The 13,218-nt window shown below is 61.2% G+C and carries 6 protein-coding genes; 5 read left to right on the top strand and 1 reads right to left on the bottom strand.

What is annotated here, in order from left to right:
- Positions 1-298 precede the first annotated feature (298 nt).
- From recC to recD, 3 genes are read left to right on the top strand one after another with little or no spacing between them, the layout of a single operon-like run.
- Complete coding sequence (gene recC / locus KW840_RS07425) at positions 299-3,748, top strand: exodeoxyribonuclease V subunit gamma (RefSeq protein WP_218494826.1); 3,450 nt, start codon at positions 299-301, stop codon at positions 3,746-3,748.
- The gene (gene recB / locus KW840_RS07430; protein WP_218494833.1) at positions 3,748-7,437 is read left to right on the top strand and encodes an exodeoxyribonuclease V subunit beta; all 3,690 of its coding nucleotides are present in this window, start codon (positions 3,748-3,750) and stop codon (positions 7,435-7,437) included. Before recC ends, recB begins: the two co-directional genes overlap by 1 nt.
- Complete coding sequence (gene recD, locus KW840_RS07435; RefSeq protein WP_218494835.1) at positions 7,434-9,527, top strand: exodeoxyribonuclease V subunit alpha; 2,094 nt, start codon at positions 7,434-7,436, stop codon at positions 9,525-9,527. The genes recB and recD overlap by 4 nt, the downstream gene beginning before the upstream one ends.
- Here recD and KW840_RS07440 read toward each other — a convergent pair.
- Positions 9,524-10,471, bottom strand: a complete 948-nt coding sequence (locus tag KW840_RS07440; RefSeq protein ID WP_218495115.1) for a LysR family transcriptional regulator — start codon at positions 10,469-10,471, stop codon at positions 9,524-9,526. The two genes, recD and KW840_RS07440, sit on opposite strands and share 4 nt — an antisense overlap.
- A gap of 150 nt (positions 10,472-10,621) precedes the next feature.
- On the opposite strand from KW840_RS07440, the gene KW840_RS07445 reads away from it, so the two are divergent.
- Together KW840_RS07445 and mmsB are read left to right on the top strand one after the other, a co-directional pair.
- Positions 10,622-12,148 (top strand): CoA-acylating methylmalonate-semialdehyde dehydrogenase, encoded by a 1,527-nt coding sequence (locus tag KW840_RS07445; RefSeq protein ID WP_057716519.1) that lies wholly within the window; start codon positions 10,622-10,624, stop codon positions 12,146-12,148.
- Between the two features lie 10 nt (positions 12,149-12,158).
- A complete protein-coding gene (gene mmsB, locus KW840_RS07450; RefSeq protein ID WP_008047570.1) occupies positions 12,159-13,046 on the top strand; it encodes a 3-hydroxyisobutyrate dehydrogenase in 888 nt (295 codons plus the stop codon).
- The last annotated feature ends 172 nt before the right edge of the window (positions 13,047-13,218 follow it).

The raw sequence follows: 13,218 nt of genomic DNA on the forward strand, positions 1-13,218 counted from the left end.
CCGAACTCAGCAGTGAAACGATGCATCGCCGATGGTAGTGTGGGGTTTCCCCATGTGAGAGTAGGTCATCGTCAAGATTAAATTCCGAAACCCCTATCTGCGTATGCAGGTAGGGGTTTTGTTTTTGGCTCCCCTGTAGGAGCGAGCCCGCTCGCGATGAACCCGAGCGCACCGCGGGGTACCAGATTTCCCGCGTCATCGTTAGCGTCCATCGCGAGCAGGCTCGCTCCTACAATGAAGCCAATCGCCTTCAATGCTAAAGTCGTCCCTCGAATTTGTATTATCCAAGGAAGCCTTTATGCCGGACGCGACGTCCCTCAGTGCTGGTTTTATGGTGGTTCACGGCAACCGCCTGGACGAGTTGCGCAGCCTGGTGGTCAGCTGGATGCGACGCTACCCGCTGGCTCCTCTGGAGAACGAAATCGCGTTGGTGCAAAGCAATGGCATTGCCCAATGGCTGAAGCTGGCACTGGCGGAAGACTCTGAAGAGGACGACATGGGAGGCTGCGGCATCGCTGCCGCCATCGACGTGCAGTTGCCCGGCAGCTTCATGTGGCAGCTCTATCGCATGGTCCTCGGCCGCGACGAAATTCCGGTCAAGTCCCTGCTCGATAAAGCCCCACTGACCTGGCGTCTGATGCGCCTGCTGCCGCAGTTGATCAATCAGCCGCACTTCGAGCCGCTGCAGCGTTTCCTGACCCATGACACCGATCTGCGCAAGCGCTATCAATTGGCTGAGCGTCTGGCGGATCTGTTTGACCAATACCAGGTGTACCGAGCCGATTGGCTCGAAGACTGGGCGGAAGGTCGCCATCAAACAAGAAACGCCAGGGGGGAAGCCAAACCCCTGACCCCGGCCAATTGCTGGCAGGCAGAGCTATGGCGCGCACTCTTGCTGGATGTGGGAGAAGAAGGCATGGCGCAAAGCCGTGCCGGTGTCCATCAGCGATTTGTCGAGCGTATCAACCATCTCGAAACAGCCCCCAAGGGTTTACCCTCGCGAGTGATCGTTTTCGGGATTTCTTCGCTACCTGCTCAAGCCCTGGAAGCACTAGCGGGACTGGCACGGTTCAGTCAGGTTTTGCTGTGCGTACATAACCCGTGTCGTCACCATTGGGCGGACATCGTCGCCGATAAAGACCTGTTGCGGCATCAATACAAGCGTCAGGCCCGCAAAAGCGGCATGCCGGTAGTGATCGATCCGCAAACCCTGCATCAGCATGCGCACCCGTTGCTGGCCGCATGGGGCAAGCAGGGGCGGGACTATATCAACCTGCTCGACAGTTATGACGATCCCAACACCTATCGTTCGGCATTCCGCGACGGGCGCATCGACCTGTTCAGTGACGGTCAGCCGCTGAATATGCTCAACCAGTTGCAGGATGACATCCTCGAGTTGCGCCCCCTCAACGAGACTCGGGAGCGTTGGCCGGCTATCGATCTGCAGCAGGACGAATCGATCCGTTTTCACATCGCCCATAGCGCCCAGCGAGAAGTCGAGATCCTCCACGATCAACTGCTCGCGCGCTTCAGCGCCGACCCGACATTGCGGCCCCGAGACGTCATCGTGATGGTCCCGGACATCGACAGCTACGCACCGCATATTCGTGCCGTGTTTGGACAGCTTGACCGCCAGGATCCTCGCTTCATTCCGTTTACCCTGGCTGACCAGGGCCAGCGTGGTCGCGATCCATTGCTGATTGCTGTCGAACACCTGCTCAAGCTGCCTGACAGCCGATTCCCCGTCAGTGAGATTCTCGATCTGCTGGACGTCCCGGCACTGCGCGCTCGCTTTGGTGTCGAGGAGCGTGACCTGCCGACGCTGCACCGCTGGATCGAAGGTGCCGGCATTCGCTGGGGCATGAATGCCGAGCAACGTGCCGGGCTCGGGCTACCCAACGAACTGGAGCAAAACAGCTGGCGCTTCGGATTGCGACGAATGTTGCTCGGTTATGCCGTTGGCAGCGCCGATGCTTATGAGGGGATCGAGCCCTACGACGAGATCGGTGGGCTGGACGCTGCGCTCATCGGTCCGCTGGTTGCGTTGCTGGACGCGCTGGAAGTTGCTCACCACGAGCTCTCTCAATCGGCATCGCCAGGGCAATGGGGCTTGCGCTTGCAGGCGTTGGTGCAGTTGTTCTTCCTTGCCGCTAACGAACACGATGACTACTTGCTGGCCCAGCTTGAAGAGCTGCGTGAGACCTGGCTCGAGACCTGCGAATCCGTCGGGTTGCAGGATGAGTTGCCGCTGACCGTCGTCCGTGAAGCCTGGCTTGCAGGTCTGGATCAGGGGCGTTTGTCCCAACGTTTTCTGGCCGGTGCGGTCAACTTCTGCACCTTGATGCCCATGCGCGCTATCCCGTTCAAACTGGTGTGCCTGCTGGGCATGAATGACGGCGACTATCCGCGCGCGCAACCGCCGCTGGATTTCGATCTGATGGGCAGTGATTACCGTCCGGGTGACCGCTCCCGGCGCGAAGATGACCGTTACCTGTTACTGGAAGCCTTGTTGTCGGCACGGGACCAGCTCTACATCAGTTGGGTGGGTCGCAGCATCCGCGATAACAGCGAGCGGCCTGCCTCGGTGCTGATCGGCCAGTTGCGTGACCACTTGGCCAGCGGTTGGCGAATGCTGCAAAGCGACGAGGATCTGCTGGAAGCCATGACCCGGGAACACCCGTTGCAACCCTTCAGTGCTCGCTACTTTCACGAAGGCGATGACTCGTTCAGCTACGCCATCGAATGGCAGGTCCTTCATCAAGCGGCAGAGCAGCAGCCAAGCGCCGAAGTGCTCGGGCCCCACGTTCAGGACGAACCACTGAGTCTCGGTCAACTGCAGGATTTCCTGCGCAATCCGGTACGGCACTTTTTCAGCCAGCGACTGAAGGTCTTCTTCGAGGCGGCAGAAGTGCCGTTGGCCGATGAAGAACCCTTTGTCCTGGATGCGTTGCAGCGTTACAGCCTCAGCGACCGTTTGCTCGAAGCGGCGCTGGCAGATCCTGGAAATACCGGGCAGGCACTGGAGGATCAGGCGAAGCGTTTGCAGAACAGCGGGCTGTTGCCGATGGCCGGATTCGGTGAGTGCCTGCAACGTGAGTTGATCGAGCCATTGCCTGACTTGCTGCAACGCCACCAACAGCTCCTGGCGTTGTGGCCAACACCGCTCAGCAGCGCGTTGCCTGTCAGTCTTGAGCTGCAAGGACTGCACATCGAGGGCTGGCTCGGCGGCCTGCATCAGCGTGCTGATGGTGGTTTGTTATCTGTCACAACAATCCCCAACAGCATCGGCTCGATCAAGTCGCGCAAATGGCATCGACTGACACGCCCTTGGGTCAATCATCTGATGGCTTGTGCCAGTGGTATGGCGTTGACCACCGCATTGGTGGCCAGCGACGACAGCCTGTTGCTCGGTCCGCTGGACCAGTCCACGGCGCGGAAAATTCTCGGTGATCTGTTGATGGCCTGGCAGTCGGGGATGCGCCAGCCTCTGCCGATCGCGGTCAAGACCGCCTTCGCGTGGCTGGGGCAAACCGACCCGGTCAAAGCCGAAGCCGCTGCGCGCAAGGCCTATGAAGGGGATGGGCAGACGACGGACGGAGAGCGGCGTGAAAGCCCGGCACTGGCGCGCCAATTCGCCGATTACGATGCCTTGGTCGCCGACGAGACGTTCCCCCAATGGTGTGACGCGCTCTATCGCCCGCTTCTTGAAGCGCCCTGGTGTTCCCTGTCCAGCGAGGAGTCGCGTTGATGAGCACGAAGACACCTTTGGCCCTGGCATTCCCGCTCCGTGGCAGCCAGTTGATCGAAGCCAGTGCCGGGACCGGCAAGACGTTCACCATTTCCGCGTTGTACCTGCGTCTGGTGCTTGGCAACGGCGGGGAGGACAGTGGTTTCGGGCGTGAGCTGTTGCCGCCGCAGATCCTCGTCGTGACGTTCACCGACGCCGCTACCAAAGAGCTGCGCGAACGCATTCGCACGCGGCTCGCCGAGGCTGCACGCTTTTTTCGCGATGAAACACCAGCCCCCGACAGCCTGATTGCCGAGTTGCGTGATCAGTACTTGCCCGAGCAATGGCCCGGATGCGCAAACCGCCTGGATATCGCCGCTCAGTGGATGGACGAGGCGGCGGTGTCGACCATCCACAGCTGGTGCCAGCGCATGTTGCGCGAGCACGCATTCGACAGCGGCAGCCTGTTTACCCAGACCCTGGAAACCGACCACAGCGACTTGCTGGGGGAAGTCCTGCGCGATTACTGGCGGCTGTTCTGCTACCCGATGCAAGGTGACGCCTTGAATTGGGTGCGCAGCAATTGGGGCGGACCGGCGGCGCTGCTGCCGCGGATTCGTGCACTGTTCGCCAGCGAGCGGGATACCCTTGAAGGGAAAGAACCCGCCGAAGTGATTTCGCAATGCTTGCAAGAGCGAAGGGCGGCCCTGATCGAACTCAAGAAGCCCTGGCTGCAGTGGGCGGACGAGTTGCTTGCGATCTGTCAGCAAGGCGTTGCCAGCAAGGCTGTCGACGGTCGCAAGATGCAGGCACGCTATTTCGAGCCCTGGTTTGAAAAGATCAAAGCCTGGGCCGAAGACGAATCCCTCGAGCAACTGGATATCGGCACCGGTTTCACGCGCCTGACTCCTGATGGCATGGCCGAAGCCTGGAAGGGCGAAGCGCCTCGACATCCGGGGCTCGATGCGATGGCCGGGCTCAAGGCCTGTCTCGATGGGCTGCCAACGCCTGATGCCGCCGTACTGCAACATGCGGCCCGCTGGGTCGGGGCACGATTCGAGGAGGAGAAACGCCGCCGCGCGGAAATGGGTTTCGACGACATGTTGCTGCGCCTCGATGCGGCCTTGCAGTCCGATGGCGGCGAGCGACTGGCAACCCTGATTCGCGAGCAGTTTCCGGTGGCACTGATCGATGAGTTCCAGGACACCGACCCGGTGCAATACCGGATCTTCGAGAGCATCTACCGCATTGAAGAGAACAGCCCCGAGTGCGGCCTGTTCCTGATCGGCGACCCGAAACAGGCGATCTACGCTTTTCGCGGCGCCGACATCCATACCTACTTGCGCGCCCGCCAGGCCACCACTGGCCGCCTGCACACCCTGGGCACCAACTTCCGCTCAAGCCATGGCATGGTCAACGCGGTGAACCATGTGTTCGCGCGCGCCGAAGCCCGTGAGTCAGGACGCGGCGCGTTCCTCTTTCGGGAGAAGAATGGCGACAACCCGGTTCCGTTCACGCCGGTTGCCTCCCAGGGCCGCAAAGAAGTCTTGCGCATCAATGACCAGGCAATCCCTGCCTTGAACATCTGGCACTTGTCGGCCGAACAACCGTTGTCCGGTGCGGTGTACCGGCAACATCTGGCGGCTGCCTGCGCCAGTGAAATCACGGCATTGCTCAATGGCGGGCAGCAGGGGCAAGCGGGATTCACCCAGGACGGCAAAGCCTTCAGGGGCCTGCTACCGGCGGACATCGCCATCCTGGTGCGCGATGGCAAGGAGGCGCAGGCGGTTCGTGCGCAATTGGCCGCCCGTGGTGTGCGCAGTGTTTACCTGTCGGACAAGGACTCGGTGTTCGCCGCCCAGGAGGCGCATGACGTGCTGACCTGGCTCAAGGCCTGCGCCGAGCCGGATGTCGAGCGACCGCTGCGGGCTGCGTTGGCCAGCATCACGTTGAACCTGTCGTTGACGGAACTGGAGCGTCTGAATCAGGACGAGTTGGCCTGGGAGTCCCGGGTCATGCAGTTCCGTGGCTATCGCGAAGTCTGGCGCAAGCAGGGCGTACTGCCGATGCTGCGACGCTTGCTGCACGACTTCCGTTTGCCCCAGGCTTTGATCGCCCGCAGTGACGGCGAACGCGTTTTGACCAACCTTCTGCACCTTTTCGAACTGCTGCAACAAGCCGCCGCTGAACTCGATGGCGAGCAAGCCTTGATCCGGCATTTGTCCGAGCATCTGGCGTTGTCCGGGCAGGCTGGCGAAGAGCAGATCCTGCGTCTGGAAAGTGATGAGCAATTGGTCAAGGTCGTGACCATCCACAAGTCCAAAGGCCTTGAATACCCCTTGGTGTTCCTGCCGTTCATTTGCTCGGCGAAACCAGTGGATGGCAGTCGCCTGCCGCTGCACTACCACGATGAATCCGGCAACGCCCAAGTCACCTTGAAGCCGACGGCAGAATTGATTGCCCTGGCTGACGATGAGCGTCTGGCCGAGGATCTGCGCTTGCTCTATGTCGCCCTGACCCGGGCGCAACACGCCTGCTGGCTGGGGGTGGCCGACCTCAAGCGCGGTAACAACAATGGCTCGGTGCTGCATCTGTCGGCATTGGGTTATCTATTGGGCGGCGGTGCGCCGTTGGCCGAGTCCTCGGCGTTGCAGCGTTGGCTGCAGGATCTGCAACAGGACTGCCCGGCGCTGGCGTATGCCGAGATGCCTGAAGCAACAGCAGAGCATTATCAGCCACCACAAAACGATGCGGCGCTGCTGGTTCCGCGGGTTCCGAAACGCAAGGCCAGTGAAAACTGGTGGATCGCTTCCTACAGCGCGTTACGTATTGGCGACACCCTGAGTGTCGGCACGGACGAGGCGCCGGAGAGCCCGCAGGCGCAAAAACTGTTCGATGACGAACGCCTCGATCCGCAGGCCCCCAGAGAGGTGGTTGCCGGTGGTGGCGATATCCATCGCTTCCCGCGCGGCCCGAATCCCGGCACCTTCCTCCATGGCTTGCTCGAATGGGCAGGGGGCGAGGGTTTTGATGCGGCACCACACGAGGTGATCGACGCCATTGCCCGTCGCTGCAACCGTCGAGGCTGGGAGGGTTGGATCAGCACCTTGAGTGACTGGCTGCAGCATCTGCTCAAGTCGCCGTTGCAACTGGGCGCCGGTCAGGCACCGGTGGTATTCGGCCAGTTGACGCAGTATCAGGTCGAGATGGAGTTCTGGTTCGCCAGCCATAAGGTCGATGTGCTCAAGCTCGATGCGCTGGTGTGCCAATACACCCATAACGGCGTGGCCCGGGTGGCCGCGGAACCGGTGTTGCTCAACGGTATGTTCAAGGGCTTCATCGACCTGACGTTCGAACATGACGGCCGCTATTACGTTGCCGACTACAAATCCAACTGGCTCGGCGTCGATGATGCGGCCTATACCGCGCAGGCCATGGAACAATCGATTCTCGACAACCGTTATGACCTGCAATACGTGTTGTACCTGTTGGCCCTGCACCGCCAGCTCAAGGCGCGGCTCGCCGATTACGACTACGACCGGCATGTCGGCGGTGCGTTGTACCTGTTTTTGCGCGGTACCCGTGCGGCCAGCCAGGGTGTGTTTTTCGCCCGCCCGCCAAGAGAGCTGATCGAGCGTCTGGACAGGTTGTTCCAGGGCAAGCCAGAGCCCAAGGCCGAACCCGCTTGGGAACAGGGAGTACTGTTATGAGTCGCACATTCGCCGATTTGTTGCCCACATCGCTGGCAGCCGAAAGCCTGGTCGATCTGGCGCCGCTGAGTCGTGCCGACGACTTGCTGTTGTTGCTTACGCGTTGGGTCGAGCGTGGCTGGTTGCGCGCGCTGGACAAAGCCTTTGTGGCGTTTCTACATGAACTGGCACCTGAGGATGATCCGTTGGTGTTGCTGGCAGCCGCGCTGACCAGCCACCAGTTGGGTCACGGGCATGTCTGCCTCGACCTGTTCGAGACACTGAAAGAACCGGACTTCGCCCTGTCGCTGCCACCCGAAGGTGACGTGCAAGGCGGCGCGATGTTGTTGCCCTCGCAATTGCTGGGATCGCTGGACGGTGCTCATTGGTGCAAGGTGCTGGCCGCCAGCAACCTGGTCGCACTGGCTGCTGACAGTCGTGACAACGTGCGTGACCGGCCTTTGGTGTTATCGGGCAAACGCTTGTACCTGCGCCGCTATTGGGCCTACGAGCGGCGGATCGACCATTCGTTGCGCGAGCGTCTGACGGAACACGAATCCACGCCGATCGACTTGCTCCAGCGTCTCACCGGGTTGTTTGGTCCTGCCCGACCTGGTGACGTGATCGACTGGCAGAAGCTGGCCTGCGCCCTGGCGACGCGCAGCGCCTTCAGCATCGTGACGGGGGGGCCGGGAACCGGCAAGACCACCACCGTCGTGCGCTTGCTGGCGTTGCTCCAGGCGCCGGCGGTCGAGGCCGGCATGCCCCTGCGCATTCGTCTCGCCGCACCGACCGGCAAGGCCGCAGCGCGTCTGACAGAATCCATCAGCCAGCAAGTCCGGACCTTGAAGGTCACGGAGGACGTTCGGGAAAAGATTCCGTCCGACGTCACCACGGTTCACCGCCTGCTCGGCAGCCGGCCCGGGACTCGTCATTTCCGGCACCACGCGGGCAATCGCCTGCCGCTGGATGTGTTGGTGGTGGACGAGGCTTCGATGATCGACCTGGAAATGATGGCCAACCTGCTCGACGCCTTGCCCGCCCATGCGCGCCTGGTGCTGTTGGGGGACAAGGATCAACTGGCTTCGGTAGAAGCCGGTGCGGTACTGGGGGATCTGTGTCGCGATGCGGAGGCTGGCTGGTACAGCCCGCAGACGCGCCAGTGGCTGGAAGCCGTCAGCGGCGAGAGTTTGCAGGCCAGTGGATTGCAGGAAGACACGCAGGGCGCTCATCCATTGGCCCAACAGGTTGTGATGTTGCGCCATTCCCGGCGATTCGGTGAGGGCAGTGGTATTGGTCAACTGGCTCGTTGGGTCAACCAGCAGCAACCCGAAGAAGCACGCAGGTTGTTGTCTGCGCGAAGCCATGACGATGTGTACTCCTTGTCTCTCAAGGGAGAGCAGGACCGCGCTCTGGAGCGACTGCTTCTCGACGGTCATGGTGAGGAACCGCAGGGTTATCGGCACTACCTGAGCCTGCTGCGCAATCAGCGCCCGGCGCTCGATTGTCCGTTGGAAGATTCACGCTGGACCGACTGGGCCCGGGAGGTGTTGCAAGCCTTCGACGCGTTCCAGTTGTTATGTGCCGTGCGCAAGGGGCCGTGGGGTGTGGAGGGCTTGAACCAGCGAGTCACGGACGCCTTGCTAAGGGCACGCCTGATCGACAGTGACCAGCAGTGGTACGAAGGCCGTCCGGTTCTGATGACCCGCAATGACTACGGCCTGGGTTTGATGAACGGCGATATCGGCATCGCCCTCAAGCTTCCGGAGCGTGAGGGCCCCGAGGCCGGCAAGCAGGTTCTGCGTGTCGCCTTTCCGCGCAATGACGGCCAGGGTGGCGTGCGCTTTGTCCTGCCGAGCCGGCTCAATGATGTCGAAACCGTGTACGCCATGACCGTGCATAAATCCCAGGGCTCGGAATTTGCCCACACCGCGTTGATTTTGCCTGACGCCTTGAACCCCGTGCTGACCAAGGAACTGATCTACACCGGGATCACCCGGGCCAAGAACTGGTTCACCTTGATCGAGCCCCGCACAGGGGTGTTCGAAGAGGCGGTGAGGCGCAAGGTCAAGCGCTTGAGCGGGTTGATGCTGGGGCTCGGCGCCGACTAGTCGGCGAACAGCATCTCCCGGCTTTCACCCATCAGCAGTCCCTGATTGCGCTCGGTCACCTCGCGGATGTAATCCCACAACAGGGTGATCCGCTTGAGCTTCCTCAAATCCTCCCGGCAGTACATCCAGAACTGTCGGGTGATGTTGATTTCCTGCGGCAACACCGGCAGCAGGCGAGGGTCCTGAGTGGCGAGGAAGCATGGCAGGATCGCCAGTGAGCGTCCTTGCTGCGCGGCCACAAATTGCGCGATCACGCTGGTGCTGCGCAGGTTGGCGCTGGCGCCGGGCAATACGTTGGCCAGGTACAGCAACTCTGAGCTGAACGCCAGGTCGTCGACGTAACTGATAAACGAATGTTTGGCCAAGTCTGCCGGTCGGCGGATCGGCGGGTGGTTGTCCAGATAGTCCTGGGTCGCGTACAGCTGCAATCGGTAGTCGCACAGTTTGCAGCAGACGTACGGTCCATGCTCCGGACGCTCCAGGGCGATGACGATGTCGGCCTCGCGCTTGGACAGGCTGATGAAATGCGGCAGCGGCAGGATATCCACCGAGATCGCCGGGTAGGTGTCGACGAAGTGGCTCAGCTGCGGCGTGATGAAAAAGCTGCCGAAGCCTTCGGTGCAGCCCATGCGCACATGACCGGACAGCGCCACGCCGGACCCGGAAACCTGCTCGCACGCCATGTGCAAGGTACTTTCGATCGACTCGGCATACCCCATCAACCGCTGGCCTTCGGCGGTCAGGACAAAGCCGCTGGTCCGGGATTTTTCGAACAGCAAAGTGCCCAGTGCGGTTTCCAGGGAGCTGATGCGCCGCGACACCGTGGTGTAGTCCACCGCCAGGCGCTTGGCTGCGGTGCTGGCCTTGCGGGTGCGGGCGACTTCAAGGAAAAACTTGAGGTCGTCCCAGTTCAACGAGCCGAGGGAGGTGATGTTTTTTTGCATGTTGGACCGGTTTTTATGTGCGTTCTTATCAGAAGTTTGCACATCTATACTCCAAAAACAGCCCGTTAACCAATTCGCGGCGCATGCCTATTCTCAAGGCGACTGTTTCGCCTTGGCTCCCAAGATAACAACAAAGATCTGGAGACCCACATGAACGTATCGCTCACGCCCAATGACACCACCGTGCAGAAGGTCAAACTGTTGATCGACGGCCAGTGGGTCGAATCCAAGACCACCGAATGGCACGACATCATCAACCCGGCGACCCAGCAAGTGCTGGCCAAGGTGCCGTTTGCCACCGCTGAAGAAGTCGATGCTGCCATCAGCGCCGCTCATCGTGCATTCCAGACCTGGAAACTGACACCCATCGGCGCGCGCATGCGCATCATGCTCAAGCTCCAGGCGCTGATCCGCGAACACTCCAAGCGCATCGCCGCCGTCCTCAGCGCCGAGCAGGGCAAGACCATTGCCGACGCCGAAGGCGATATTTTCCGTGGCCTGGAAGTGGTCGAGCACGCCTGTTCCATCGGCAGCCTGCAAATGGGTGAGTTCGCTGAAAACGTCGCCGGTGGCGTCGACACCTACACCCTGCGCCAGCCGATCGGTGTGTGCGCCGGCATTACCCCGTTCAACTTCCCGGCGATGATTCCGCTGTGGATGTTCCCGATGGCCATCGCCTGCGGCAACACCTTCGTGCTCAAGCCGTCCGAACAGGACCCGATGTCGACCATGCTCCTGGTGGAGCTGGCGATCGAGGCGGGTATTCCGGCCGGTGTACTCAACGTCGTGCATGGCGGCAAGGATGTGGTCGACGGGCTCTGCACCCATAAAGATATCAAGGCGGTTTCCTTCGTCGGTTCAACCGCCGTCGGTACGCATGTCTACGACCTGGCCGGTAAACACGGCAAGCGCGTGCAATCGATGATGGGTGCGAAGAACCACGCCGTGGTGCTGCCGGATGCCAATCGCGAACAAGCGCTGAATGCGCTGGTGGGTGCCGGTTTCGGTGCCGCCGGTCAACGCTGCATGGCCACTTCGGTGGTGGTGCTGGTGGGCGCGGCCAAGCAATGGCTGCCGGATCTCAAGGCGCTGGCGCAAAAACTCAAGGTCAATGCCGGCAGCGAGCCGGGCACTGATGTTGGCCCTGTCATTTCGAAAAAGGCCAAGGCGCGGATTCTCGACCTGATCGAGAGCGGCATCAAGGAAGGCGCGAAACTGGAGCTGGACGGTCGCGAGATCTCGGTTCCGGGTTACGAGAAGGGCAACTTTGTCGGTCCGACCCTGTTCTCCGGCGTGACCACCGACATGCAGATCTACACCCAGGAAATCTTCGGCCCGGTGCTGGTGGTGCTGGAGGTTAATACGCTCGATGAGGCCATCGCCCTGGTCAACGCCAACCCGTTCGGTAACGGCACGGGCCTGTTCACCCAGAGCGGTGCGGCGGCGCGTAAATTCCAGAACGAAATCGACGTCGGCCAGGTCGGCATCAACATCCCGATTCCGGTGCCGGTCCCGTTCTTCAGCTTCACCGGTTCGCGCGGTTCCAAGCTCGGCGACCTCGGCCCGTACGGCAAGCAAGTGGTGCAGTTCTACACTCAGACCAAGACCGTCACCAGTCGCTGGTTCGATGACGACAGCGTCAACGACGGTGTGAACACCACCATCAACCTGCGTTAAGGAGCCGGACATGAAAATCGCTTTTATCGGTCTGGGCAACATGGGCGCGCCGATGGCGCGCAACCTGATCAAGGCTGGCCATGCACTGCGCCTGGTGGACCTGAACAAGGCCGTGCTGGCGGAACTGGAACAACTGGGCGGCAGTATCAGTGCATCGGCCCGTGAAGCGGCAGAGGGCGCCGAACTGGTCATCACCATGCTGCCTGCCGCGGTGCATGTGCGCAGTGTGTGGCTGGGTGAAGACGGCGTGCTCGCCGGTATCGGCAAAGGTGTGCCGGCCGTGGATTGCAGCACCATCGATCCGCAGACCGCGCGGGACGTGGCCACCGCCGCTGCCAAACAGGGCGTGGCCATGGCCGATGCACCGGTCTCTGGCGGCACCGGTGGCGCAGCCGCCGGGACACTGACTTTTATGGTCGGCGCCACCCCCGAACTGTTCGCCACCCTGCAACCGGTACTGGCGCAAATGGGCCGCAACATCGTCCATTGTGGTGAGGTCGGTACCGGGCAAATCGCTAAAATCTGCAACAACCTGCTGCTGGGGATTTCCATGGTCGGCGTCAGCGAAGCCATGGCACTGGGCGATGCCCTGGGCATCGACACCAAGGTGCTGGCGGGCATCATCAACAGTTCCACCGGGCGTTGCTGGAGTTCGGAGATGTACAACCCGTGGCCGGGCATCGTTGAAACAGCACCGGCGTCGCGCGGTTACACCGGTGGTTTCGGTGCCGAACTGATGCTCAAGGATCTGGGGCTGGCCACTGAAGCGGCGCGTCAGGCGCACCAGCCGGTGGTACTCGGCGCGGTGGCCCAGCAGTTGTATCAGGCGATGAGTTTGCGTGGGGAGGGTGGTCAGGACTTCTCGGCGATCATCAATGGCTATCGCAAACCGCAATAGAAGGGCGGTGAAAAAACTGTGGGAGCGAGCTTGCTCGCGATGAGGTCGTTACAGTCGACATTGATGGTGATTGACCCACCGCAATCGCGAGCAAGCTCGCTCCCACAGGGACTGTATGTACCCAAAGATATTTACCGGGAGATCACGTCGGGTGATCCCCCGGTTTTTTTGT

It is taken from the genome of Pseudomonas sp. PDM30 (genome assembly GCF_019218985.1).
GTDB lineage: Bacteria > Pseudomonadota > Gammaproteobacteria > Pseudomonadales > Pseudomonadaceae > Aquipseudomonas > Aquipseudomonas jessenii.

Coding starts and splice junctions, on each gene's coding strand:
- recC (WP_218494826.1), top strand. CDS start 299: ATGCCGGACGCGACGTCCCTCAGTGCTGGTTTTATGGTGGTTCACGGC.
- recB (WP_218494833.1), top strand. CDS start 3,748: ATGAGCACGAAGACACCTTTGGCCCTGGCATTCCCGCTCCGTGGCAGC.
- recD (WP_218494835.1), top strand. CDS start 7,434: ATGAGTCGCACATTCGCCGATTTGTTGCCCACATCGCTGGCAGCCGAA.
- KW840_RS07440 (WP_218495115.1), bottom strand. CDS start 10,471: ATGCAAAAAAACATCACCTCCCTCGGCTCGTTGAACTGGGACGACCTC.
- KW840_RS07445 (WP_057716519.1), top strand. CDS start 10,622: ATGAACGTATCGCTCACGCCCAATGACACCACCGTGCAGAAGGTCAAA.
- mmsB (WP_008047570.1), top strand. CDS start 12,159: ATGAAAATCGCTTTTATCGGTCTGGGCAACATGGGCGCGCCGATGGCG.